Below are 24383 nucleotides of genomic sequence, written 5' to 3'. Positions count from 1 at the left end.
GGGTTTGGTGGTGGTGGGTTGGGGTGGTGTGTTTGTGGGGTTGGTTGGGGCACCTTCGCCTTTGGTTGTGGTTTTCAATGGCAAGGTGTACGTCCGTGTTTTTGTGGTGGGGTTTTGTGGTGGGGTGCCTGCGGTTGGCTGCCGGTGGTGGGGTCTGCTGCGTGTTGTGGTTGAGGGGGTTAGGTTTTTCGTTTTTTAAGGGGGCGTAGGAGGTTTTGGGTGTATTCCATAAGTGTCACCAGTGTGGGGGTGTGTGTGCTTTGTTGATCGAGGTGGAGGTATATGCGCCTGCTGCTTGTCGTGATTTTTGCAGAGATTGCAATAAACCTTGCTCGAATGGTTTTTGGTGCCCATGTCCACCACGGGTTGTCGGATTGATTTCGTTTCTTGTTGTTGCCGCTGTTGTGGTTGTTGTAGTGATGGTCGAGTAGTTTTGTCCAGGTGAGAAGTTGGTGGGCTAAGGTTATGATGAGACACCAGATTTGGTTAGCTTTGAACTGGCAAAACGGTAGTTTTGCAAGGCCTTGATCTTTGGCGTCTTTGATGTGTTGTTCGCATAGTGATCTTTGGCGATAGTACTGGTCAATGCGTTGAATATTGCAGTTGAGGTTTGTTGCGCATAATTGGGTGCGTATGCCGAGTTGATTGAAAATGCTGTGTTGGCACCCTGCGTGGGGGGGATTCTATCCGTGCGATCACGCGCATCGTGGTGGGGTAATCAGTAAGAAGGTTCACCAGTGGTTTGTCATCTTCTAGGTGTGCGGTTTGTAGTAGTCCGGTGATGTCTTCAAGGAAGTGTTGGTCATCAAAGCTGATATCCCCATTGCCACGCACAATTGGCACACGGGTGTTACGTAATGATCGATAATCTGTGTGACTAGTTGCTTCGTTACCGGATCTGATGTGCTCATTGAGGAGGATACTTGCTGTAGGTGAGGGTGAAAAGCCAACAACATAACCGAGGTCATGGTCGTCTAAGGAGCTAAGGAATTGTTTTGTCCCACCAGCACTGTCAGCACGGATAACAAGTCGTTTGCCCCAAGGTTTGCCATCGCTGTGATCGGGGAGAGCGGTCAGGATTTCTTTGACAAGCTGGCAATGATCATTAGCGGTGTTTGCTCCCGCGTTACCTGGGCGAAGCAGACAGGTTAAAAATTCCCCACCAGTTAACCCTACGCTGGTGTAGTCGATAAAAGCACATAATGGGTGGAAACCAAACCCCTTCTTATAGGTAGGTGCGGCTTTTTCCTTGCCAGAATGCGCACAGATCAGTGTCGCATCAATATCTACTATCAGGGGTTTGTCTACTGTAGCGAGCTTATGTGGGGCTTGATCGCCCAGCAGGTTCCATAGTGTGCTACGGGCGTATTTGATCGCGTGAAGGAATTCTTCACGTATTTTATCGCTGGTGTCTTTATGCTCTGTCAGTCGCCGCCACAGGGTTGATACCGACGGCAATGGCTGAGACGATAATGCTGTCGAAACAGAATCTAACAAGTTGATGTCTTTAACATCGTCACCACCAGCAATTAACGATAACGCTAACCCAGTACACGCATCACCAAAAGTATGTGTTAACCGTTGCCGTGAGAAAACACGATCAAGGCTGGCACCAATCCCGACTAATTGAGCTACATGAGCAAAGGGTAACACCCCCGCGCGGGAAACAAGACGGGTGCAGCTGGCCATCATAGGGGTGTATGTAGTAGTCTTCACCATGAAAGTGCTCCTTTTCTGCTTGGAATAAAGGCTTAACAACATCTCTATTCTAGCAGGTCAAGAAGCACTTTCTTTACTTTTTACACACCTTTTAAGCCCCACCCCATGAAAAATCCGGGTTAAGCTCCTGCACGGTCTTTTCAACTTTGTCCACCGGCGGTTCCGGCGGCAGCTTCAGGTGTGAAGTAGGGTCACTAGTCATAAGGTTACCTTTCGTACATGTGTGTTTTTTATTGTGGGCGTCGCAATGTTCCCGCGAATTAAAGCAAAGGTGGCACAGCACAAAGCCACGCGTCAGCGGCGTTTAACCGTGGGGTTGGAGCTCCACGATGCGGTCTGCACAATGGTTGAGAAATTCATAGTCGTGGCTAATGACAATCACCACCTTCCCCTGCTCAGCCAGAGTGCGAAGCAATTGCGAAATGCTCTGAAGATGGCGGTAATCCACCCCTGAGGTAGGTTCGTCAAAAATAACCACCTGCGCATTCATGCTCATGGCAGTGGCACACACTAAGCGCTGTTTTTGACCCCCAGAAAGCGACAACGGGTGGCGCGAAGCAAGAGTATCCAAACCCATCGGGACAAGAAACTCCATGGGTGCTTCTTTATCCACACGTTCGGCAAACAACTGGCGGTGCACATCCTGCATCACCAAAAATGCAGAGCGCACACCACTAATCTTCGACCCGCGATCAGCTTTTTGCACCCCCACCAGCACCCGCGCCAGCGTGGTCTTCCCCGCCCCATTAGGACCCACCACACCCGTAACCACACCTGAAGGAAAAAACACACCAGCGACATCGAGCACCGGAGTTTTGCCAAAGCTCACCCGAAGGGACTCAATAACCACCCCAGCATCCTTGGGAGAAACCTCAGAAACTGATGGGTGATCTGCTTCAACCTCAAGAGTTGGCGGGAGCGTACGGCGCAAACCCAGCTCATGAACAAAGGACTGATCGAGGCCGAAAAACTCCTCGCCACTAAACCTGTGCGTGACCGTGCCGTTATCTAACACCAGCACCTCATCGACCAAAGCACGAAGGAAATATAGGCGATGTTCAGCAATAACAATCGTCTTACCTTCCTCCTTCAACGCGGCAATCACTGCGGAAAAATCCTCAATCGCCCCTGGGTCAAGATTCGACGTGGGTTCATCAAACAACACAATCGGCGTATATTGCGCCATGGCCTGCGCACAGGCTACTTTCTGCAACTGGCCACCAGAAAGCTGATGCAAACTCCGCCCAGCCAACTCAGTAATACCAATCCTGTTCAATGCCATGGCACTGCGCCTAGCAATTTCTTGAGCAGGAACATGGAAATTCTGCCCCGCGAACGCCAATTCGGAATCAACCTCAGTGGTAAAAAACTGAGTGCGCGGATTCTGAAACACAGTTGCGCATAATTCACCACTGCGATACAGCTCCATCGTGGACACATCCAACTTCCCCACCGTCACTGTGCCTTCAACCTCGGCTTGGTGAAAATGCGGAATCAACCCATTAATCAACCGAAGAACAGAAGACTTCCCACTACCACTAGCCCCACAAATCAACGTGACACTGCCAGGACGAGGATGGAAGGAAAAATCATGAACAACATCCGCCTGAACCGCCGAATAGCGCACATGCGCAATATCCATATGGATTTCCGCGGCGGACGGATGAGGCAAAGACTGTGAAGACGATGTCATGGTTTAGAGCAACCCAATCCAGCGTGACGATGCAAGCCGCCAGCCAAGAACAACGATGGTGAAAAGAAGAAGGACGGCGTCGGCAAGCGAAAAACGCCCCGTGCCCAGTTGCGTCGGCCGACCCGGCGAACCCAACCCACGAATCAGCGCAGCAGCAGCAAGCTCATCGGCGATACGCGCAATCGCCGACAACGTGGGCACCACAATCAGCTCAATCGTGCGCAGCGGATGCAACCACAATTTCGAGCCGGAATAACCCCGAATTTTCATTGCTTCGAGCACCCCACGGCACTCAGAAATAACCACGGGGAAGAAACGCAACATCACACTCAACGGGATAATCAGCACGACAGGCAGCCGCAACGCATGCAAGGACTGGATAAAATGACTGATCTTGGTCGTGCTCAACATCCAATAAGCAATCATGATGCAGATATAAAAACGAAGGCCATAGAACGCAAAACCAGCAATTGCGGCAGTGAGAATATTCGGCAACCATCCTGGGGTGAACAAAAGCAGATACAACACCGCAATAGTTGCGCAAAATTGAATACCTCGCGTGAGGGAACTATCAACCATTAACAGAATCAGCACAACGGATCCAATGGGCAGCACAAGGTGCGAATTGCGTGTACCCAGCAACAATGCGTTGCAGATAAGAAGGAAAAAGAGTTTGGTACGCGGATCGATCGGAAGCCGAGCTCTACGCGACACCCCGCCAGCCCCAAGCAGCGCATGAAGATGTGCACCTTCAGAATGTCCCTTTCCCGCGGTGGGGTTCGTGTGCGAAGTCATCACGTGCATTCACCTACTTGCAGCGAAACACTGCGGGCTCCCGGTGCGCTGTATCGATGCGTGCCAACTAGCGACAAAGGGGGTAACAGAAACTGCCGGAAAGCAAGGGGCAGGGCAAGCACTAGACCACCCCAGCTCGTTCAAAGTGGGTGCGCAGCATCTTCATGCCCAGCATGGCGGTAATAAAACTGACGATGAAGACCACAATGGTCCAGCTAAAAATCAGGGTGGGGCTAAATAACGCCCGCATCTTCTCCGCATAATCCACGCTATTCATGGATTCCGCCACATACTGGAAGTACTCATCGGCGTTGTACAAAATGGGCAGCAGTGGCACGATAAACCACTGGTTAAACACGCCGTAAGCAGCCGCGTTGGCCAGTGGTCTGCGGTAACTTCCAGTTCGCGCAACAAGATCGGCGACTAATCCAATAGGAGTGCTCAGAAGCATCGTGTACCACACATGCCCAGTGAGAGTCATGCCTAAACCAACGAGTGCACCGAGGATTGTGAAGGCACCGACATGAGGCACTTTGGCAATATAGAGCATCACAACGATGCCATTGATGGTGATTCCGATGACCCAACCGACCAGCATCATGACAGGGGCAATGATCCCGAGCATGCCAGAGCCGAAAACAGCAACGAAATACACGCAGGAAAAAACGCCAGCAAGAATTAGGCTTTTAGGTTTGGTAATCGGAAGAGCCACCGCCCCACTCCTTAAAATTTAGGTTTGGCTACATTAACTCACATACCTCCTCAGTATTAGTGGCTTTGCAGCACATCGGTCAAGGGTTTCCCTTCGCGGATACCTCCCAAAGAGGGCAACTACACCACACCCGCCGGAACGAAATGCCGCCGCAGTACCCGCATCCCGACCAAGCCGCAAAGAAAACATACGATGACATTGATCGGGGTCCAGGAAAAGAGAACCACCGGGGAAAACAGCTCACGCATCGCCTCGGCATAGGCCGGATTATTCATCGTGGTAGCAACCTCACGCAGGTACTTCTCGGTGTTGATAATGATCGGCACAATAATCCCCACTGCCCACAGCTGAAACACGCTATATGCAGCAGCGTTGAGAACCGGCCGGCGATACCGACCAATTTGCGCCACCGCATCACCGAGAACTCCGTACACTGCGCCAGTAACCAATGTGACCCACGAATGCCCACTTAAAGTCATCACCGCACCGATAACCACACCCGCTATCGACAATGCGCCAAAACAGGGAACCTTGGCTAAATACAGCATGATCACTATCGAATTAACCGCAAGTGCAATGAGTCCGCCAATAAAGATCATCACCGGCGAAAAAACGCCAAGAAACGCGCCCGAAGAAGTCACCACAACATAAACGCAAGAAAACACGCCCGCCAGAACCAAATTGCGGGGATGTGTGATGGTTGTGTGCATGAACACCTCTCACCGAAAGTGCTTAGGGTTACCTAATTCATTGTGCAGGCTGGATAGGTGGGAAAGTCAAGGGGCATTGGATTTTTGTGAGAAATGTATCTCTTTTCGCCGCAATCTTCGCTACTTGTTATCTTCTTTTCACCTCAGTATCTTCATACTCCCTCGAAATGGGGGAAGGATGCGATTGGCTCTGGTCGACCGCACCTGCGTTGCTGATCGGCGCCTCAAAACACAGGTTGACAAGCATCCCTGAAACAACAATGCCCAGTGTGGCACGGAGTAAAGTGACGGTGGGCATAGTGTGGGCGTCGATAAGCAGAAAGCAAACCCCACAACCCACGTAAGCGTGCGCTGTATATGACGTCATCACCAGCCTCGTCGGAGCGCTCGGTGCTGGTATCGCGAGGGTGCTGCACCTGCTGCGTACCAACCGGATATTCTAAGCACCCCACCCCCACAAACAAGAAAGGTAGCGCACGGCGCAAAGTCTACAACTTGTAATCGGGCGTATTACACTGTTACGCATGACTAATCCGAGTGAGGCACCAATTCACCGCTACTCCCCCGAGTTAGCCGGTGACATTGAGAAGAAATGGCAAGAATTTTGGCGGGACAACGGGACCTTCCACACTCCGAATCCCGTGGGTGATTTAGCAACCGATCAGCCCCTTGCCTCAGATAAGCTCTTCGTGCAAGATATGTTCCCCTTCCCTTCCGGGGTGGGGCTGCACGTCGGTCACCCACTCGGCTACATCGCAACCGATGTTTATGCACGCTACAACCGCATGCTGGGCAAAAACGTGCTGCATACCCTGGGCTACGACGCGTTCGGCCTGCCTGCTGAGCAGTACGCCATCCAAACCGGCACCCACCCCGCGGTGAAGACGCAAGAGTCCATCGATAACATGGAACGCCAGCTCAACCGCTTGGGGCTGGGGCATGATAAGCGTCGCGCAATTGCCACCACCGATGTGGAATACTACCGCTGGACCCAGTGGATCTTCCTGCAAATCTTCAACGCCTGGTTCGATGAGGAAATACAGAAAGCCCGTCACATTGACGAGCTGATCCCGCTGCTGACCTCCGGCGAACGCGAAGTTCCCGCCGATCTTGCTGCGGAGTTTGGCACCGCAGACTTCAACGCGCTCGACCGCGTGCAGCAGGCTGATGTGATCGACGCGTATCGCCTCGTGTACTACTCCGACTCCGTGGTCAACTGGTGCCCCGGTTTGGGCACCGTGCTGGCAAACGAGGAAGTCACCGCCGACGGCAAGTCTGAGCGCGGCAACTTCCCCGTCTTCCGCAAGCGCCTCGGGCAGTGGGTTATGCGCATCACCGCCTACTCCGACCGCCTCATCGACGACCTTGAGCTGCTCGACTGGCCCGAAAAAGTCAAGAGCATGCAGCGCAACTGGATCGGCCGCTCCACCGGCGCGGAAGTCGACTTCGACTGCCTCGGACACACCCTGCGCGTGTTCACCACCCGCCCCGACACCCTGTTCGGCGCAACCTACATGGTGCTCGCACCCGAGCACGAGCTTGTTGATACGCTTGTCGACGCCGGAACGGGTACCTATGACGGCGTCGATACGCGCTGGACATACGGTGAAAACAGCCCTGCCGCAGCCGTTGCCGCATACCGCCAAGCAATCGCCGCGAAGTCTGATCTGGAGCGCCAGGAGAATAAGGACAAGACCGGCGTATTCTTGGGTGCCTATGCCACCAACCCAGTGAATGGTGCGAAAATCCCCGTGTTCATCGCCGATTACGTGCTCACCGGCTACGGCACAGGCGCGATCATGTCGGTGCCTGCACACGATACCCGCGACTATGAATTCGCCCAAGAATTCGGCCTGCCCATCATCCCTGTTCTCGACGGGGATATCAGCGAGGAAGCCTTTGTTGGGGATGCGCCACACATCAACTCCGCCAACGATGCAGGCCTTAACCTCAACGGCATGGGCAAGCAGGAAGCAATCGACGCCGCAATCGCATGGCTGGTTGACAACAACCTGGGCAATAAGAAGATTCAGTACAAGCTGCGCGACTGGCTGTTCGCCCGCCAGCGCTACTGGGGCGAACCCTTCCCCGTTGTCTACGACGAGGACGGTATCCCCCACGCACTGCCAGAATCGATGCTGCCCGTTGAGCTGCCGGAAGTCCCCGACTACAAGCCTGCTGCCTTCGATCCTGAGGACGCCGACTCCGAACCCCAACCACCGCTGGCGAAAGCCACCGACTGGGTTAATGTGGAGCTCGACTTAGGCGACGGCGTGAAGAAGTACCGCCGCGACACCAACGTTATGCCCCAGTGGGCTGGCTCCTCTTGGTACCAGCTGCGCTACATCGACCCCACCAACACGGACACCTTCTGCGACCTGGACAACGAAAAGTACTGGACCGGGCCACAGTTTGAAGGCGACTGCGGCGGCGTCGACTTGTACGTCGGTGGTGTTGAACACGCAGTTTTGCACCTGCTCTACTCCCGCTTCTGGCACAAGGTGCTCTTCGACCTTGGCTTCGTCTCCTCCTGCGAACCATACCGCCGCCTGTTCAACCAGGGCTACATCCAGGCTTTCGCCTACACCGATGCCCGCGGCGTCTACGTGCCCGCCGCTGAGGTGGAAGAAAAGGACGGAAAGTTCTACTACCAGGGCGAAGAAGTAAACCAAGAGTACGGCAAGATGGGTAAGTCGCTGAAGAACTCCGTCTCCCCGGACGAAATCTGCGACAACTTCGGTGCCGACACCCTGCGCGTGTACGAAATGGCGATGGGCCCACTGGATACCTCCCGCCCGTGGGCAACCAAGGATGTGGTCGGTGCGCAGCGCTTCCTCCAGCGCCTGTGGCGCCTCGTGGTCGACGAAAGCACAGGTGCTGTCGTGGTCACCGATGATGCGCTTGACGACGCCACCAACAAGGCCCTGCACCGCACCATCGCGGGCGTGAAAGACGACTACGAAAACCTGCGCCTGAATACCGTTGTGGCCAAGGCAATCGAGTACGTGAACTTCTTAACCAAGCAGTTCCCCGCTGGTGCGCCACGCGCGGCAGTGCGCCCACTGGTGCAGCTGATCGCCCCAGTGGCCCCACACATCGCCGAAGAGCTGTGGACACGCCTTGGTGGCACAGAAACCATCACCTTCCAACCATTCCCAGCATTTGAGGAAAAGTGGTTGAAGGATGACGAAATTGAGCTGCCAGTGCAGGTCAACGGCAAGGTTCGTGGCCGCATCATGGTTGCTGCCGACGCCGACCAGGACACCATCGTGGCAGCTGCGCTCGCCGATGAAGGCGTGCAGGTACACACCGATGGCAAGACTGTGATCAAGCAGATCGTCGTGCCAGGACGCATGGTCAACCTCGTGGTGAAATAACCTCCACTGCTCATTGCGTACCCCTGTGCCCCATCCTGTGGTGGGCACAGGGGTACACAGCTTTGTGTGCACCCCATCCTTTGCCACCGTTTTAGCGCCTGCGCACAGCGATAGTCACACAAAAAATTTAAGAAAAACTGTGGGTTCATCAAAAAGGAGAATATTAAACTATGCACGCATAGCACCTTAAATTCCCTCACGATAGGAGAACGCCTTAGTGAACAACAACGACGGCTTTCACAATCCCGCCATCCCCAGCTCGCACCCTCAATGGAATAGCGCCAACCCCTATTCTGCGATGAGCACACCACAAAATTTTTCCGACCCCCGCGCACATACGCTCGGTTATCCTGCTGAACCCTATCAGTCCGCTGCTGTGTTTCCTGAGTATCTGGCAAATAATCCCCAGCCCTCTATGTATGGGCAAGCATCAGTAGCAAAACCCAAAGATTACATGCTTTTATCGGTTCTCAGTGCTATTTTTGGTTTTCCGTTTCTGGGCTTGGTCAGTGTGTACTTTTCTGTGAAAGTGGACAAACTGTGGCAAATGGGTAGGCAGTATGACTCTGTGCGAGCCTCGCGCCAGTCTTTAACATGGGCAATAATTTCGCTGGTTTTTGCACTCATCGGTTGGCTGATATTCGGCCTGTTCATCATGGCTTTCATCGAATCACTGAGCAAATACTAGACGCTGCTGTGATTCCGGAAAGGGGTGGCGGCGCAAAGCATAGGCAGGCAATGTGAGCGGTTGTGGCGGGCGCACTGTTCTTTATGAGTTTTAAACAACTCCAAACAATTATGATGACCTGCGCAAACGCTTGATTTTTTCAGGAGCGTAGGCAGAAAGTTTTAAACAACTCCAACAACTACCCTGAGCTGCACTAATGCATCATCTGGGGCGTGAAAAGGGAGGAAACATGCGCTGAGTTCTTTTTGAGTTCTTTCAACAACTCAAAAAGAACTCAATGTGGCTACACTAGATAAGCATGAATGCAGGACATTTCAATCAGCACGTGTACGAAGCCTTGAATCGAATTTGGGCAGGCGAACGTGCTGCAGATTGTGAAGATGCTACGTTGGACTTCAAAGAGGAACCAACACGCCACAACTACGGCACCGACCAACGTGTGAAAGACAAACTCAAAGATCTCATCACTGATGCGTGCATATGCTTTGCCAATGGCGAAGAAGAATATGCCTACCTAATCTTGGGAGTCAGTGATAAAGCACGAGGCCCTGAGGCTTTTCGTGGCACAAGCGCCGATGTGCATAGTTTAAGGCAGGCAGTTTATGACAGGACTCAACCGAAATTTCAGGTGCACGCTGAAGAGCTTATTTTCCATGACAAGCGACTGATAGTGTTTACAGTTCCGCGGGGACTGAGCGTTATTCAGCGGACAAACGGCTCGGCAACATATCGAGTGAAAGATGCGTGCATACCATTAGAGCCCGAAGAATTGCGCAGACTGCAGCACCGTCGTTCGAACCCTGATTACACTTTTTATCAGTCAACACTTGACCTCAATGATCTGAGCCCAGAAGCGTTAGCTTACGGAAAATCTCTTTATCAACGACGCGTTACTGCAGAACAGAAACCATTGAATGTTCCCTTAACCGATGAAGATTTCTTGACCGTTCTTGGACTCATATTGCCCAACGGGAAACTCACATTAGCGGCAGAAATTCTCTTCTCCCCCGCCCGAAACGGTTTAAGGGCGCAGTACCTACTCAAGAAGTTCAGCCTATTTGACGACCCAGAGATCTACGACTTTTTAGGGCCACTGGTTGAACTGATTCCGCAACTGTTGGCAAAAATCAACGAAGCTGCTTCGGGGCAAGTGGCCACTGTAGTGTTCCCCAATGGCCAAGAGATAAGAATTCCTCGTTTTCCTGCACGAGCTATAGATGAAGTTATCTACAACGCTTTCGCGCATCGGAATTGGCAGCTCAAAGCACCAGTTGTGATTGAGCAAAGCCCGCAAGAGCTGCGGATTATTTCACCAGGAGGCTTCCCTCAAGGAGTAAATGAAAACACGGTTCTAGGCACAGCGTCTTATCCAGTCAACGAATGCCTTATGCAGGCGTTGCGGATTCTTGGTTTAGTTGAGCGCGCGAGCCAAGGATTCTCCCGCATGTGGAGCGCAATGTTGGAAACTGGCCGTGAAGCCCCTGTAGTCACAGAAGAAAACTATCACGTATCGGTGACTTTGGACTCTGGAAAACCCCGCGTGGATTTCATCCAAGCCCTAACTGCTTTGCGCGAGCATTTTCCGGAGCACATACTGAATAATGTTGGTTCGTTGATTATTATTCGCCAGCTGTGTGATTTTAACGTTATTACTGTGACGAAAGCACAGCAGTTAACGCAGTGCGATGCGCGCGTGGTGCGCCAGTACTTCGATCTATTGGAAGAACACGGATTGGTTCAACCCGTGGGATATAACAAAGATCAATGGGCGCTCAGTGAACGTGCGTACACAGTCGTTAGTAGGTTTATCCAGATCCCCCTGACAATCGGCAATCTTCCCGATTGGGTGGAAAAGCAACTAGCTTCGGGTGTTTTGTTAAGCAACAAAGACATTGTGCAGCGCACAGGCCTTGATCCCCAAGAAGTCACCGCTGTCCTGCGGTATCTCCACGGTGCTGGAAAAATCATGAAAGATCCCGCAGGGCCCTCGCGTGGGCCAACAGTGCGGTGGATCAAAGCGTAGATGGGTGAGTGCGTTTTGTTGAAAAATACGTAAATTAATTTTTGTTATTCAGTACACTAATTCGCGAAAAATGGCGAAAAATGTGAATAAATTGCATTTAGCCTAGTTTTAGCATAAATATTGTCTGAAAATTGCTAATTGTCTAGCGGGGTCGGTAAAAGCGCACTATAATAAAAGTATTGGCCAAGAAACTTCTGCTTTTCTCCATAAAATCTCGGAAGGATTAGTGCATTGAAAATCAAGTACGCATTCGGTTGTGCCGCAGCTTTATCGCTAGTGTTAACCGGCTGTAGCCAAGCCCCCACCACCAGCACTAGCGAAACCACCGCAGCTGATGCCGGTACTATGACCACCGAAGATGTTGCCGCTGAGAAAGATTCCTGCAAGGCAACAACAGAAGCGGAAATCGCCGCACTTTTTGAACGCTGGAATGAAGACCTTGAAAGCGGCGATGCGAAAAAGGTCATGGAAAACTACGCCAGCGAATCTGTACTTTTGCCCACTGTTTCAAACCAGCCGCGCACAACAGCAGCGGAAAAAGAAGACTATTTCGCTCACTGGCTGGAGAAAAAACCCTCCGGTGTGGTCAACGAACGCTGGATTGAAATCGACTGCGACTACGCTATCGACGCCGGAACCTACACCTTCACCTACGCCGACGGTACTAAAGTGCCCGCACGCTACACCTTCGTCTATGGCCTCGAAGGTGATGAATGGAAGATCACCACTCACCACTCCTCCGCCATGCCTGAAGAAGGCGCGGACGTGAACATGCCCGTGGCTACAGGAAGCACCGGCTCACCTGCCCCAGATCTTTCAGGAGGCACGTGCGCGGTTGCAGAAGATACCGAAATCACCGGACTCTTTGATACCTGGAATGCCGCACTGCAAACAGGCAACGCAGCCGAAGTAGCAAAACTTTATGGCGAGCAGTCGCTTCTGCTGCCCACGGTATCGAACAAGCTGCGTTTCACCGCAGCGGAAAAAGAAGACTACTTCGCGCACTGGCTGGAGAAAAAGCCCGTAGGAACCATCGACCAACGCTGGACCACCAAGGGCTGCAACACCGCCACCGATGCCGGCTTGTACACCTTCAAGTATGAAGATGGCACAACCGTATCCGCCCGCTTCACCTACACCTACAAGTGGGACGGCAATCAGTGGAAGATCTCAAGCCACCACTCCTCGGCAATGCCCGAGGGCTAAACACCACCGCAGCCTTTAACCCCGCGCCAACCGTGCGCGGGAAACGAGTCTAGCGTGACGACGTCGACACGCATAAGCAGCACAAAAAAGGGTTGGAGCACACACTGCCCCAACCCTTTTAAACATGCACGCACGCAGCCACTTATGGCAGGCGGAAAGTCTTCTTGATCAGATTGACCAAACCAGCAATCGCACCACCAATAATGCCCACGGTCGACCCAATGCCCACCAAAGCAGTAAGCACAGTCACCGCAATAGCAGCACCAGGATTGCGCGCAGCAGACAAAGCCGTCTTACCAGCAGAACCCCACTCCTTGGCAAACGCATCAGCGCGCTGATCATTGATCAAGTTTTGAACATCCTTGTTGCTCAACACAGAAGACAACACATCAACAGGAGACTTGCTCTCAGCACCAGACTGCGCAGGAGCAGTCTGTGGGGTCTGATCAGCAGGAGCAGCATCCTGCGCAACAGCCATCGGGGAAACAGCTACCGAAAACGCAGCAGCAAGCGCAATAGCACCGAGACGAACCTTCGACATAAAGCCTCCAAAAAATACCGGGAAAAGCGTGAAAATGAAACACAAAACTGTTTCAATAACACCCTGATTCTGCCACGTAAAACCCACAAAAGAAAGCACACCTACTATAACCACACACCCTGCTACACCTACATAGGGGGAGTGCTAGAACCCGACCCTCAAACAAAACCACCAACCCAAAACTCAGTAAGCTAGGACACGCACACCTAAACCCCAACGCACCACAAGGAGCGACCATGAGCACCCGCAGCCTCGAACACCGCCCCACCGGGCCACTGCTCGTCGCCGGAACCGCCATCTGCGGATGCATCATCATCGCCATTGCAAATCCCACCGAACCCGACAGCATCCTGCCCCGCTGCCCCACCAAAACACTCCTCGGAATCGACTGCCCAGTCTGCGGCACCACCCGCATGCTTTACTCCCTCACCCACGGCAACATCACCGCCGCACTCCACTACAACGCAATCGCCCTCCTCGCAACCCTCATGCTCACCTGGGCGTGGATCAACTGGATGCTCACAACACTCGGCTACACACTCCCCCGCTGGACACACTGGACACGATGGCGCTACACCCCACACACCGTCATCACAATACTCACCGCATGGTTTCTCATCCGCCTCATCTACCCACCCCTCCAAACCCCATGAGCGACACAGAAAGCAACACACCACAACAACCCCACAAAAACCACACCACCCACACACCCGCACCCACCCGTGCCCAAAAAATAGCCTTCACCGGCATCGTCTGCGTCATCATCACCCTCACCACCCTCAAATCCTTCTTCAGCATCGGCGGACTCTGGGTACCCCAACGGCAACGCGTACGCAACCTCGAACTCCAGCCCTTCGACCTCTTCTTCCACTCCCGCAACTGGTTCGCACCCCTCTTCGACACCATAGGAAACATCGGATTCTTCATCCCCTTCGGCATGATGACCGCAGTACTCCTCGCCAGGCACAACCACCGCATCATTAAAGCAACTGGCTACTCATTCCTATTCAGCCTACTCATTGAATCCAGCCAATACATCTTCGCCCTCGGCCGCACCGACATCGATGACCTCTGGTGCAACACCCTCGGCGGCTTCCTCGGCGCAAGCATCGTCACAGCATTCGGCCGCAGCGCCCACCGGCTGTGGACCACCATCGCAGTAGCCACCAGCGGCATATTCATCGCCCTCCTACTATTCGACAGCGCCCAGCCCTAGCCGGAACGGCACTGACCGATTTCACCACACTGACACGAAAAGCCGCACACACCGAGTTGGGCACTCGACATGTACGGCTTCAACGAAAGTGCAAGAAAACTACGCTTTGAACACCGCAGTTTCTTGGAAGCGCTCTTCGTGAGTTTCCACATGGGCAGTTTCCTTTGAGCGCCAAATCGCAAACGAAGAAATAGCAAACAGCACCGTGGCATAGATAGCAACTGGGGTCAGGCCAGAAGACTCCGAAACAATACGGTTGGCAATCAATGGTGCAGTACCGGCACCCAGAATCGACGCCACTTGGAAAGAAATGCCGGCACCGGTGTAGCGGTGCGCCGCATCAAACTTCTCAGACAAGAACGCGCCAATAGGTCCGTACTGGGCAGGCTGAACCACACTCACCATCAAAATCAGGCCAGCCCAGACAAGCCCAGGGTTACCCGTCTCGATCATGTTGATGACGATCCACAAGCCAGTAACCGACACCGCGCCACCAGCAAGCATCACCCGACGACGACCGAACTTATCTGACAGGAATGCCAGGAACGGCATCATGAAAATAGCGATAAACGAACCGATGGTGACCATCATCAAACCGTCGGCGCGAGAAATAGGAGAATCAGAATCCGCAGTGGCCTTCACGATAAACGGAACCATGAACGAGGCCTGCAAACCTTGAATGAACAAACCAGCCATACCCGCAAGCGAACCCAAAACCAGCTCGCCAGGAGAATCCTTGAGCATCTTCATCAAAGGAACACCTGTATGAACCTCACCGCGCAGGCGGGCAGCCTCAAACTCAGGAGATTCCGTCACGCGTGAACGCAAGTACAGGCCAAAAATCACGATGCCTGCGGAAAACAGGAACGGCACACGCCACCCCCAGTCGGTGACAAAGTACTGCTCAGGGTTTGCGAAGTTATCGCCAGAAATCATCGAGAAGATCGAGAGCACCAGAGTGGACAACACTGCGCCGGCAGGGCCACCGGCGATAGCCAAGGATGCACCAAAGCCCTTATTTTCTTCCTTTGAGTGCTCCATAGCCATCAGTGTGGCACCAGCCCACTCGCCACCGACAGCCAAACCTTGGACGGTACGCAGCACAACCAACATGATAGGCGCAGCGACACCAATGGATTGTGCAGAAGGCATCAGGCCGATTGCCACAGAAACAATACCCATGGTGAGCAGGGTGATTACAAGAACATTCTTGCGTCCGTATTTATCGCCGAAGTGGCCGAAAGCCATGGAACCAATGGGGCGGGAAATGTAGCCAATGAGAAGAATGGCAAACGAAAGGGTGGTTCCTAGGGCAGGGGGAAGATCGCCGAAGAACAGCTGTGGGAAAACCAAGCCTGCGGCTGCGGCGTACAAAAGGAAGTCATAGTATTCAACGGTAGAACCCAAGAAACTGGAAAGGACGGCACGGCGGCGTTCCTTCGGATCGTCGTTACCAACGATCACGGTGGAGCCCGCTGCGGGGCCATGCGGGTTCAACGTAAAGTCCGGTGACTGAGTAGACATAACACATCCTAAAAGTGTGAGATGAGTGACAGTATGAGTCAGAGAGTAGTTCCGGCCACACACTCATTTTCAATTGTGTTCCATACAGTGGTACAAGCAGTGAAAAAAGGCCGCCTGAACAGTGGAAATCCACAAAGGAAAATGGCCTGAAAAAGCGCCTCGGCGTAATCTCAGGCCACTGTAAGCAGCCCCAACGGGAAGGGGAAAGGCTACGGGTTTGGCCAAACGATTGTGTGCGATAGGTTGGCGGCAGTGGCAGGTTCTACTCGCCCATACCGGAATGCAAAGACTTGTTGGCGATAAAACTCGCGCGATACTGCACCCCTGTGGGGAGTAGCAGGTACGCGCCCAGAATCGCCACGATACTCAACTGAACGCACCCTACCAAACCAATGGGCATCATAAATCTGCTGATCAGACCACAATTCTAAAAGCATCCAATGGTGTTTCAGTTCAACATTTTCGAACCAAGTGTACTGCTCGCATCCTGGTTCGCGACGTGTATCGCGTACTTCCTGCGCGGTTAACGCCACCATGTCGGGATTCGGCTGGTAGCAACCCTGTATGAGGATGCGAATTTTACCTCGACTAGGCCATGCAAGTGCGGAGTTAGGGTGGGAGTCTGGTGTCCACACATTGGAGATGAGCTGAAAATTCTGCTGCTGATAACACTCCATATCAGCGCTAGTGAATACAGCTTTTGTGGCAGGGAACTCAGAGAGGTTGGTGATAAAAGCCCCCGCCTGCTCCTCGCTGTCGAGGCCAAGAATCAATGCATGGCTGTTCTCGCCCGGCATGATGGAACGATACAACTCCGCTGAAATACCCTGCTCACGAAGCTGCGGTAATTCTTCAGCAAGCCCAGGCGGGGCGGCGTCGAGAAGCAAGAGTATGCGGATCATGTCAACTCCTCAAAGTCCACAACCCAGTCGGGTGCCTGAAACTCGGGCAGTGCTTGACGACGCCGAATCACCGCCTCAATCAAGTAACCACCAAGCGCATCAAAGGTATCGAAGTATCCGAATTCTGCTGCCTGCCCGCCCAGCGTTGAACCCATGCACAACGGGTAACCAGCACCGGCCATGCGAGCGCAATTTTCCTCCCACTGAAGATCATTGTGCGCAAGCGTAGTAAAAACATGGTGGATTCCGGGGCCACGAATATCAAAAAATTCCCGATTGTAATGGCTTGGTCCGTGGTTACATTGGATGATCTCGAAACCGAAATTTCCCGCGAAACCTTGAGCGGTGAAGTAGCCATGATCAACCTTCGTACCGCGATACTGCGGATCATCCAGTCGTCCGAATCCCTTTTCCCAGGTTTTACAGTCGAAGCTCCTAATCCCAAAAATATCCCGATAATGCGGCAATGCCTGCATAACATCGTGAACAAGAACTCCGAAATGATACATCTTTTGCGCAGGCAACAGCCCAAAAGCGCTAGAAGGGGACAACTCTACAAGGTGGCCACTGGCCGAATCCGCGCGAAGAAGAGGGGAAGCAGTGGTAACCATCTCGATAAGGAAACCGCCAAGCTGGGCGCGGGTATCGTAGAAACAACGAGTATGTCCATCTACTCTCGCCTGGTATACGCAAGGAATATCAAGGGCGGCGAAGTGTTGCGCAACAGTGCCCTCGCCTTCTGCTTGAACCTGAATGAAGCAGATCCCTTCGCGTTTGGTGCGCAGATATTCATGGAAGGGGGACTCGCCAGACAATGGCTGGATCAGCTCGAAGCATAAGGCTTCATCCCCGTCGTGGTGGGGTGTGGTGTAGCCGATGGCGCTACGCCACACCCCAGGGGTGCGTTGTGTTTTCCTGCCGTAGCTTAGGGCATCAATGGTGGTGGTTTCGGATAAAGTCCACGAGGTGATCCCGTAGATTTCCGCGTAGGAAACCAACGCTTTGTCGAGATTGGAAACCACAACCCCGATCCGTGTGAGTGCGGTGGTATTAAGCATGATGTGACGGTGTCCTCACTAGTAGAAGAGGCTTAAGTTTTTTACCAAAATGGTGGACATATCGAATCGGATTTCGCGGTGCAAAATGAGCCAACCAAATGGCGCATCGGGTGCGTGAACGATGATGTCGCGGCGTTCACCTGCGATTGCATCTTGGCTGCGTTCGCCACGGGTGCGGTAGATGTAGAAATTGGAGCGCACATCGAAATTGCCGTCTTCGCGTCCATCGACGCGAATGTTGCTGATCATGTGGCGGGATCGGCTGGGCGGTTCTTCCGCCCACGCCATGTTGGTTTGTAGTCGGTACACCCGCTGGCGGAGGAATTCTTTGGATTCTTCGAAATAGACGGAAGTTCCCTGCTTGTAGTATTCGTCTTTGCGTTCGCGGGCGACGCGGTTTTCGCGCACCGGCGCCCAGTAGTAGACGTCGTCGTGCATGCAGGTGAGCCAGTCGTCCCATTCCATGTTGTCGATGAGTTCAGCTTCGTCGTAGAGGAATCGGGTGATGGCACGTTCGGTGTGCGCATCTATGGCGATCCTGTTTTTCAGCTGAAGTTTGCTCAAAGCAACGGGGAAAGGTTTTTCTTCCGGGCTGTGCGGGATGTGCTCAGGCAGACTGTGGTCGTGTGACATCAGGTGGGTCCTCCTTATTGCGGTGGGCTGTGTGTGCGGTGTGGACTAGAGGGAAAGGCAAGGTAAAAGTGTGTGTTTAGCTGCGCTGTGCGAGCGCTGCTGCCGTATCGACGTCGACAGCTGCTGGCACATTACGGAACTCGGTGGCGTCATCGGGCATGACAGCCTGGAAATCGGCGTCTTCGACTTCTGCTACTCCCCCGCGCATCTTCTTTAACTCTTCCCATGAATGCCCTTCCATCAAATCGCGATAGAAGCCATACATGTTCAGCGCCGCATTATCTGAATAGACGTGTGCAGTGGAACTACCGGGGTAACCATCCTCGTCAGTAGCGGGAGCAACGCCACGCATATTGTAGGTAAAGCCGGTGGTGCGTGCTTTCGCCCCTTGGAGGATACGCTGCATCTCTTCCCAGTTTTCAGCATCGTCTTGCTCAAACATGCCGGCCGGTGAGAAGGTGCGCATCACATCAACACGGATAGATTCTTTGACCTCATCAGGAGCATCTTTAGGCACAAAAGCCCAAGACCAAATTTCCATCTCATTGGGTCCGCGTGGGTGGGTGACGCGGAATGTATAGTTACCCAATAGCATGAAATTCGGGAACACATTCATGTGCCCACGCACTTCGCGGTACTCACCCAATCTGCTTTCAATCGACTCGCGGATAGTGTTTTCCCATTCAATCAACGCTGGTGCGGTGTTCGGGATTTCCTTGCCGCGTTTGCCAAAGAACGCGCCACCATGACCATAGGGGCTGAAAAACTGGCGGCCTGTTGGGATCTTAGTGCGCCCAGTTTTCCGGTTAAAGGTATCGGAACCGGAGGCGAGAGCTTCCACAGCAGACACGTGGGAGATTTCGGAATGCTGCATGTCGGAGGTGGGCTGTTCAACATTAAACTTCCAGTTCGCGGGCAGAACCCACTTGTGAACAGCGATCGCTTCCATGCCGCCGTCGTAGCGGTCGATGTAGCCATCGAGATAGTACTTCGCGTTGCCGAGATACTCCTCCAGCGGTGGGATGGTTTCATCCCACGAACCGAAGATGAAACCGTTGTAGTTTTCTAAACGCGGCACCTGAATGGCCGACAGCTTAGATTTATCGATTCCCGCTGGATATGCGGTATCTTCGTGCGGAATATTAACCAATTCGCCACCGAGGTCATAAGCCCAGCCATGGAAAGAACACATGAATCCCTTGGCTACCCCACGGTCGGCGCGGCAGATGCGCATTCCGCGGTGACGACACTGGTTGAGGAAAGCTTTGATACTTCCATCTTTTTGCCGAACAACAATCACTGGGTCTTGGCCGATATAGGTTTGAATGTAGCTTCCGCGCTTGTCAAGCATCGAATCGTGGGCGAGGAAAACCCACGTGCGCTGCCAAATCTGTTCCAACTCTTGGGCATAGATATCTTCATCGACGAAGATTTTTCCGGAAACATATCCCCCGACAGGATCGATGAGATCGCGAATATCAGACATCAGTGGGCTACTCCTTGAAAATAGTGCAGTGACCTGCACGCACTTTGGGTACTGGTGGGAAATAACGAGTGGCTTAGGTGCTCCACAGGGTATTGATGGAAATGTATTCCAGATCACGTAACAAGGGCGTTTTTGTTCCGAGGTTCGGAACGCAAACACTATGAGCTGGGCAAAAACGGGCCGGAAACAATCAGAGTTGACGCCCGATAGTGTCACCTGATGCGTAGGAAAAGATCTATTGCCACTGGACGCATAAAGAACCCCCTTCCGCCCGAAAGTGCGCAAGTGCTAACTTTCAGCGAAAGGGGGGATGGGATACAAACGTGGCAGGCTCAGGCGGCAGGCTACTTCTTAGGCTGTGGAACTGTGTAGGTGGTGACTACCTTTGCCAAGATTGAATCATCCTCAGACGAACGAATCGTGGTATCAGTGACGATCACAGTGCGACCTGCACGCACAATCTCAGCGGTGGCAATAGCATCGCCAGACTTCTTATTAGATACCACATTGACCGAAGAACCGACCGCGAGAGGGAACACCCCTGGTTCGACGTTCTGCATGGCAAGCCATGTGCCAGTAATGTCGGCCAAACCGAACAGTGCTGGTGCCGAGAACATACCTGCTGGCTGGGTAATCGCCTTATGCATAGGCATACCCACACGCACCTGGTCTTTATCCCCAGAAATGGGATACAGCTTCAACGTGATAGCAACATCATCGACGCGGGAATAGAAATCTTCCCATTGCTGGAGAAAATTCATGACAAGCTCAACCCTTCAATTTCTTCATTTACTTCGGTCACCCAGCCCTGTTCGGCCACCATGAGGGAAAGATCCTTCCCGTCACGCAGCTGAACATCGAGAACATAACGCAAACCAGCACGCTCACATTCGCGGATGGCATCAAGATCACCCTCATTGACAGCAACCACGATGCGCTTGCACTCAGGGTGGGTGGAGAAAATCTGCTCCACATCCGCACGCATCTCAGCGGCGGAACCAAAGGTCAATTCCAGATCATTCTTGCCATACGGGTAGGTGTGTCGCAGGGGAGATAATTCAATGGGCAGAAAATTCATCAGGCCACCTCTTCGTCCATGAGCTCTCGCACCATTTGGCGGATCGCCACTTTGTCAATCTTTCCAGCGGAATTGCGGGTAATTTCGTCGACAAGCACAAGCTTCTTCGGAAGCTTATAGCGCGCCAAATGCCGCTCACAGTGCTCGCGGAGCTGATCGATCGTAATCTCAGCATCAGGGTCAGGCTGAATCACCGACACCACAATCTCACCCCACTTCGCATCCGGCAAGCCCACAACCGCATTGCCCCGAACTCCCACGAGTTCAGCAACAACACGCTCCACCTCAGCAGGATACACATTCTCACCACCGGTGATGATGAGATCCTTCAGACGATCCACAATGTAGAAATAACCGTCTTCATCGCGGTGCCCTAAATCGCCGGAGTGGAACCAACCAGCAGTGTACGACTTTTGCGTAACCTCAGGGTTATTCCAATAACCCGTGGCCACGTTTGGGCCACGCACCCACAATTCACCTGTCACACCAGGTTCGCGCACATCCTCCCCAGTGTCAGGATCGACAAGACGCACCTCGGTATAGGGCATCGGAATACCACAGGAACCAGCCTTCTTCTCCGTCATATGCGGCGGCAAATAGGTGGCAAAAGGCGCAGTTTCGGTCAAGCCCCACGCCTGCTGCACGTTAATGCCCTTCTCCATATAGCGGCGAATCAACACCGGTGGAACAGGAGCACCCGCACAAATCGTCGCACGCATGGAATCCAAAGTAGCGGAAGCAAAATTTGGATGCGCATACAACGCTTCAAGCTGCGCTGGGACCATGAACGTCGAGCCCACAGCATATTTTTCAATATCTTCCAGCACGCGAGCCGGATCGAAATGGCGGTGAATCAGCAATGTATTGGCTCGCACCAAAGCGCGAATCGCAAAGGAATTCAACGCCCCCACATGGAACAACGGCGCAGTAGCCAAAGTGACATCACCAGGGCGGCTATCGACCATAGTGTCCACGTTGATCGAATTCCACCACAAATTACCAAATGTCAGCTGCACACCCTTAGGCAAACCAGTGGTGCCAGAGGTAAACAGCAGCAAAGCCAGATCGGTCATCGACATCGGGCGTGGCTTCGACACCGCATCGGTGGATGTAGAAAGCGCTGAGCTTGCCTGCCAGTACAACGGAACTCGGCCATCGACAGGGGCGTGAGGATCATCATCGATCACAATGACATGGTGGCGCTCCACTCCATAAATGTGCTTCGCCTGCGGAAGATAAGGGCCTTCGACCACCACGGTGTGAGGGGTGCCCTGCATCAGCAGCTGGGAAATTTCCGGTGCGGACAAACGGAAATTTAAGGGCATGAATGTCGCCCCCAACCACCATGAGGCAAGCATGGTGAACACGAACGACCGCGAATTCATACCAAGATATGCCACACGATCACCTTGGCGAACGCCAGCCTCATCGAGGTGAGCAGCCCACCGCACGATGGTGTCTTTGAGTTCTTGGTAAGTAATCTCCTCGCCCTCGTAGTTCAGCGCAACCAAATGTGGTTGGTAGTGCGCATGGCGAGCAATCTGGGAACAAGGGTTAATATCAACTTTGTCTGCAGTGTGCGAAACACCTTGCACAATCATAATTCGTCACCTCCAGCAGCAGTTCGGAATCCACGTGCAGAGATTCCACCATCTGCATGAATAATCGTTCCGGTAATGTTTCCGGCTTCCTTCGGGCTCGCAAGCATCACATACGGACCAGTAAAGGTTGCTGGGTCCGTGGAAATGTCATGGAGCGGAATAAAGGGGTTGGATGAACCCCAGCGGTCAAGAGAATCTGCGAAACTACGGGAATCGAGCCCAATAGTTTTCGGCCCACGCAAATCAGTGCGCATGCCGCCGACCGCGACCCCGTTGACGCGTACCTTGGGTGCCAGCTCGTAGGCGAACTGCATGACTAGTCCGCGGTCGGCAAATTTACTTGCGGTGTACACAGGGCCCCCGCCGGCGGAGTAGAAGGAAGCATTGGACAAGGTCATAATGATCGACCCTCGGCTGTGAATGAGCCTGCGCCAAGTGGCTTCTACGGTGAGTAGATACCCTTTGACGTTGATGGAGAAAATCTCATCGAAAATCTCGGAGAGCTCTTCGCCACTGTGCCGAGTGATGGAACGGTTGTAATCCCAAATACCAGCGTTGGGAATAACCGTGTCAATCTGGCCAAACTTCGCCATGGTCGCATCCACCGCCGCATAAAGATCCTGCGAGCTACGCACATCAACACCTAGGGCGAGGACCTTGTCCGAATCGAGCTCATCGGCAACAGCGTGGGCTCGTTGTTGATCGAGATCAACGAGAGCTACGTTGGCGCCTTCGGAAACAAACCTGCGGGCAAGTGCCGCCCCTAGTCCCGATCCTGCCCCTGTAATAAAAGCAGTCTGTCCTTTAATCATTGCTGTACCTTCATTCACCTCAAAAATTCATTGCTTAGAAGAAGGTTGAGATGTTCTTCGAAGGCAAAACATTGATATCGAGCAGGATCCTACGGTCGAAAATCTTGTAACCATCCGCAGTTTCACGCAGTAAATCAGTTCGAGTCCCCGCGTAGATATCGCGCTCATGCTCCAGGCGAGTACGCCACACTAGGAAATTCGTGCGCACTTCCAGTACCTCGTTGCCGTCGCCGTCGACTGCGTGGCGGGCAGAAAGGTTGGTGATCAAATGGCGGGTACGTGAAGGAGGATCTTCAGCCCACGCCATACCGGAATCGAATCGGCGAATACGCCATGCCAGCGAGTCTTTAGTCTCGTCGTAGAAGGCGGCTTCGTCGGGGCCGGCGATTGCGAGTGCTTGCTGGCGGCGCAAACGGTTGGTGCGGGTCGGCGACCAGTAGTAGAGGTCGTCGTCGAAAAGCTCCAACCAGTCAACGTAGCGGCCCTCGTCTAAAAGATCAGCCTCGTCGTAGTAAAGGTTTTGAATTTCGTAGTATTTTTCCAGGCTGACGCGCTGGCCAACCTGAATGTCTTCACGACGTAAATAGTCAGTCATGATCTTTCACTCCT

24 protein-coding genes are annotated in these 24383 nt (G+C 53.1%); 6 read left to right on the top strand and 18 right to left on the bottom strand.

The genetic code is table 11. The features are described 5' to 3' along the window. Positions 1 to 179 precede the first annotated feature (179 nt). The 7 genes from CFELI_RS13665 to CFELI_RS13320 all read right to left on the bottom strand — a co-directional run bounded on the left by CFELI_RS13665 (position 180) and on the right by CFELI_RS13320 (position 5927). Positions 180 to 587, bottom strand: a complete 408-nt coding sequence (locus CFELI_RS13665; RefSeq protein WP_353959545.1) for a transposase — start codon at positions 585 to 587, stop codon at positions 180 to 182. Beyond that, the gene (locus CFELI_RS13345) at positions 583 to 1692 is read right to left on the bottom strand and encodes a transposase (protein ID WP_290259054.1); all 1110 of its coding nucleotides are present in this window, start codon (positions 1690 to 1692) and stop codon (positions 583 to 585) included. The genes CFELI_RS13665 and CFELI_RS13345 overlap by 5 nt, the downstream gene beginning before the upstream one ends. Positions 1693 to 2023: 331 nt before the next feature. After that, entirely contained in the window at positions 2024 to 3412 is a 1389-nt protein-coding gene (locus tag CFELI_RS13340) for an ABC transporter ATP-binding protein (RefSeq protein ID WP_277104392.1), read from the bottom strand. Between the two features lie 3 nt (positions 3413 to 3415). Next, entirely contained in the window at positions 3416 to 4207 is a 792-nt protein-coding gene (locus CFELI_RS13335; protein ID WP_277104393.1) for an energy-coupling factor transporter transmembrane component T, read from the bottom strand. Positions 4208 to 4328: 121 nt separating this feature from the next. Continuing rightward, positions 4329 to 4919 (bottom strand): MptD family putative ECF transporter S component, encoded by a 591-nt coding sequence (locus CFELI_RS13330; protein WP_277104394.1) that lies wholly within the window; start codon positions 4917 to 4919, stop codon positions 4329 to 4331. Between the two features lie 119 nt (positions 4920 to 5038). Next, positions 5039 to 5629 (bottom strand): MptD family putative ECF transporter S component, encoded by a 591-nt coding sequence (locus CFELI_RS13325; protein WP_277104395.1) that lies wholly within the window; start codon positions 5627 to 5629, stop codon positions 5039 to 5041. Between the two features lie 127 nt (positions 5630 to 5756). Next, positions 5757 to 5927, bottom strand: coding sequence for a hypothetical protein (locus CFELI_RS13320; protein WP_290259063.1), 171 nt, complete (start codon positions 5925 to 5927; stop codon positions 5757 to 5759). Positions 5928 to 6153: 226 nt separating this feature from the next. Between CFELI_RS13320 and leuS the strand changes: the two genes are divergently transcribed. The 4 genes from leuS (at position 6154) to CFELI_RS13300 (ending at position 12923) form a co-directional block, all read left to right on the top strand. Further along, the gene (gene leuS / locus CFELI_RS13315; RefSeq protein ID WP_277104396.1) at positions 6154 to 9006 is read left to right on the top strand and encodes a leucine--tRNA ligase; all 2853 of its coding nucleotides are present in this window, start codon (positions 6154 to 6156) and stop codon (positions 9004 to 9006) included. 217 nt (positions 9007 to 9223) lie between these two features. Next, on the top strand, positions 9224 to 9694 hold the full coding sequence (locus CFELI_RS13310) for a CD225/dispanin family protein (RefSeq protein WP_277104397.1): 471 nt from the start codon (positions 9224 to 9226) through the stop codon (positions 9692 to 9694). 298 nt (positions 9695 to 9992) lie between these two features. Next, positions 9993 to 11717 (top strand): RNA/DNA-binding domain-containing protein, encoded by a 1725-nt coding sequence (locus tag CFELI_RS13305; protein ID WP_277104398.1) that lies wholly within the window; start codon positions 9993 to 9995, stop codon positions 11715 to 11717. A gap of 231 nt (positions 11718 to 11948) precedes the next feature. After that, positions 11949 to 12923, top strand: a complete 975-nt coding sequence (locus CFELI_RS13300; protein ID WP_277104399.1) for a DUF4440 domain-containing protein — start codon at positions 11949 to 11951, stop codon at positions 12921 to 12923. Between the two features lie 142 nt (positions 12924 to 13065). Here CFELI_RS13300 and CFELI_RS13295 read toward each other — a convergent pair whose 3' ends face one another. Further along, positions 13066 to 13464 (bottom strand): hypothetical protein, encoded by a 399-nt coding sequence (locus CFELI_RS13295; protein WP_277104400.1) that lies wholly within the window; start codon positions 13462 to 13464, stop codon positions 13066 to 13068. Between the two features lie 236 nt (positions 13465 to 13700). On the opposite strand from CFELI_RS13295, the gene CFELI_RS13290 reads away from it, so the two are divergent. Both CFELI_RS13290 and CFELI_RS13285 read left to right on the top strand, forming a co-directional pair. Continuing rightward, a complete protein-coding gene (locus CFELI_RS13290) occupies positions 13701 to 14117 on the top strand; it encodes a DUF2752 domain-containing protein (protein WP_277104401.1) in 417 nt (138 codons plus the stop codon). Further along, positions 14114 to 14680: a VanZ family protein gene (locus tag CFELI_RS13285; RefSeq protein WP_277104402.1), complete on the top strand. Its 567-nt coding sequence runs from the start codon at positions 14114 to 14116 to the stop codon at positions 14678 to 14680. Before CFELI_RS13290 ends, CFELI_RS13285 begins: the two co-directional genes overlap by 4 nt. 99 nt (positions 14681 to 14779) lie before the next feature. On the opposite strand, the gene CFELI_RS13280 is transcribed toward CFELI_RS13285, so the two are convergent. From CFELI_RS13280 to CFELI_RS13235, 10 genes are all read right to left on the bottom strand, one after another. Beyond that, positions 14780 to 16204, bottom strand: coding sequence for an MFS transporter (locus CFELI_RS13280; protein WP_277104403.1), 1425 nt, complete (start codon positions 16202 to 16204; stop codon positions 14780 to 14782). Positions 16205 to 16413: 209 nt separating this feature from the next. Next, positions 16414 to 17106: a putative quinol monooxygenase gene (locus tag CFELI_RS13275; RefSeq protein WP_277104404.1), complete on the bottom strand. Its 693-nt coding sequence runs from the start codon at positions 17104 to 17106 to the stop codon at positions 16414 to 16416. Then, a complete protein-coding gene (locus CFELI_RS13270) occupies positions 17103 to 18164 on the bottom strand; it encodes a VOC family protein (RefSeq protein ID WP_277104405.1) in 1062 nt (353 codons plus the stop codon). Before CFELI_RS13270 ends, CFELI_RS13275 begins: the two co-directional genes overlap by 4 nt. A gap of 18 nt (positions 18165 to 18182) precedes the next feature. After that, entirely contained in the window at positions 18183 to 18797 is a 615-nt protein-coding gene (locus CFELI_RS13265; protein WP_277104406.1) for an aromatic-ring-hydroxylating dioxygenase subunit beta, read from the bottom strand. A 76-nt stretch (positions 18798 to 18873) separates the two neighbouring features. Then, positions 18874 to 20283 carry an aromatic ring-hydroxylating oxygenase subunit alpha gene (locus tag CFELI_RS13260; RefSeq protein ID WP_277104407.1) on the bottom strand — a complete coding sequence of 470 codons (1410 nt, stop codon included), beginning with the start codon at positions 20281 to 20283 and terminating at the stop codon, positions 18874 to 18876. 344 nt (positions 20284 to 20627) lie between these two features. After that, positions 20628 to 21044 carry a PaaI family thioesterase gene (locus CFELI_RS13255; RefSeq protein ID WP_277104408.1) on the bottom strand — a complete coding sequence of 139 codons (417 nt, stop codon included), beginning with the start codon at positions 21042 to 21044 and terminating at the stop codon, positions 20628 to 20630. Next, positions 21041 to 21361, bottom strand: a complete 321-nt coding sequence (locus CFELI_RS13250; RefSeq protein WP_277104409.1) for a GNAT family protein — start codon at positions 21359 to 21361, stop codon at positions 21041 to 21043. Before CFELI_RS13250 ends, CFELI_RS13255 begins: the two co-directional genes overlap by 4 nt. Next, complete coding sequence (locus CFELI_RS13245) at positions 21361 to 22962, bottom strand: AMP-binding protein (protein WP_277104410.1); 1602 nt, start codon at positions 22960 to 22962, stop codon at positions 21361 to 21363. Before CFELI_RS13245 ends, CFELI_RS13250 begins: the two co-directional genes overlap by 1 nt. Further along, positions 22959 to 23774: an SDR family NAD(P)-dependent oxidoreductase gene (locus CFELI_RS13240; RefSeq protein ID WP_277104411.1), complete on the bottom strand. Its 816-nt coding sequence runs from the start codon at positions 23772 to 23774 to the stop codon at positions 22959 to 22961. The genes CFELI_RS13245 and CFELI_RS13240 overlap by 4 nt, the downstream gene beginning before the upstream one ends. Positions 23775 to 23808: 34 nt before the next feature. Beyond that, entirely contained in the window at positions 23809 to 24369 is a 561-nt protein-coding gene (locus tag CFELI_RS13235; protein ID WP_277104412.1) for an aromatic-ring-hydroxylating dioxygenase subunit beta, read from the bottom strand. Positions 24370 to 24383 lie beyond the last annotated feature (14 nt).

The organism is Corynebacterium felinum (assembly GCF_030408755.1).
Lineage (GTDB): Bacteria > Actinomycetota > Actinomycetes > Mycobacteriales > Mycobacteriaceae > Corynebacterium > Corynebacterium felinum.
Note: the sequence above shows the minus strand (reverse complement) of the source record. Positions and strands in the feature narration are given on the sequence as shown.

Bases quoted from the DNA above. Each gene is read 5' to 3' on its own strand.
- CFELI_RS13345 (WP_290259054.1), bottom strand. From the start codon at position 1,692: ATGATGGCCAGCTGCACCCGTCTTGTTTCCCGCGCGGGGGTGTTACCC.
- CFELI_RS13340 (WP_277104392.1), bottom strand. From the start codon at position 3,412: ATGACATCGTCTTCACAGTCTTTGCCTCATCCGTCCGCCGCGGAAATC.
- CFELI_RS13335 (WP_277104393.1), bottom strand. From the start codon at position 4,207: ATGACTTCGCACACGAACCCCACCGCGGGAAAGGGACATTCTGAAGGT.
- CFELI_RS13325 (WP_277104395.1), bottom strand. From the start codon at position 5,629: ATGCACACAACCATCACACATCCCCGCAATTTGGTTCTGGCGGGCGTG.
- CFELI_RS13320 (WP_290259063.1), bottom strand. From the start codon at position 5,927: ATGCCCACCGTCACTTTACTCCGTGCCACACTGGGCATTGTTGTTTCA.
- leuS (WP_277104396.1), top strand. From the start codon at position 6,154: ATGACTAATCCGAGTGAGGCACCAATTCACCGCTACTCCCCCGAGTTA.
- CFELI_RS13305 (WP_277104398.1), top strand. From the start codon at position 9,993: ATGAATGCAGGACATTTCAATCAGCACGTGTACGAAGCCTTGAATCGA.
- CFELI_RS13295 (WP_277104400.1), bottom strand. From the start codon at position 13,464: ATGTCGAAGGTTCGTCTCGGTGCTATTGCGCTTGCTGCTGCGTTTTCG.
- CFELI_RS13290 (WP_277104401.1), top strand. From the start codon at position 13,701: ATGAGCACCCGCAGCCTCGAACACCGCCCCACCGGGCCACTGCTCGTC.
- CFELI_RS13285 (WP_277104402.1), top strand. From the start codon at position 14,114: ATGAGCGACACAGAAAGCAACACACCACAACAACCCCACAAAAACCAC.
- CFELI_RS13280 (WP_277104403.1), bottom strand. From the start codon at position 16,204: ATGTCTACTCAGTCACCGGACTTTACGTTGAACCCGCATGGCCCCGCA.
- CFELI_RS13275 (WP_277104404.1), bottom strand. From the start codon at position 17,106: ATGATCCGCATACTCTTGCTTCTCGACGCCGCCCCGCCTGGGCTTGCT.
- CFELI_RS13270 (WP_277104405.1), bottom strand. From the start codon at position 18,164: ATGCTTAATACCACCGCACTCACACGGATCGGGGTTGTGGTTTCCAAT.
- CFELI_RS13265 (WP_277104406.1), bottom strand. From the start codon at position 18,797: ATGTCACACGACCACAGTCTGCCTGAGCACATCCCGCACAGCCCGGAA.
- CFELI_RS13260 (WP_277104407.1), bottom strand. From the start codon at position 20,283: ATGTCTGATATTCGCGATCTCATCGATCCTGTCGGGGGATATGTTTCC.
- CFELI_RS13255 (WP_277104408.1), bottom strand. From the start codon at position 21,044: ATGAATTTTCTCCAGCAATGGGAAGATTTCTATTCCCGCGTCGATGAT.
- CFELI_RS13250 (WP_277104409.1), bottom strand. From the start codon at position 21,361: ATGAATTTTCTGCCCATTGAATTATCTCCCCTGCGACACACCTACCCG.
- CFELI_RS13245 (WP_277104410.1), bottom strand. From the start codon at position 22,962: ATGATTGTGCAAGGTGTTTCGCACACTGCAGACAAAGTTGATATTAAC.
- CFELI_RS13240 (WP_277104411.1), bottom strand. From the start codon at position 23,774: ATGATTAAAGGACAGACTGCTTTTATTACAGGGGCAGGATCGGGACTA.
- CFELI_RS13235 (WP_277104412.1), bottom strand. From the start codon at position 24,369: ATGACTGACTATTTACGTCGTGAAGACATTCAGGTTGGCCAGCGCGTC.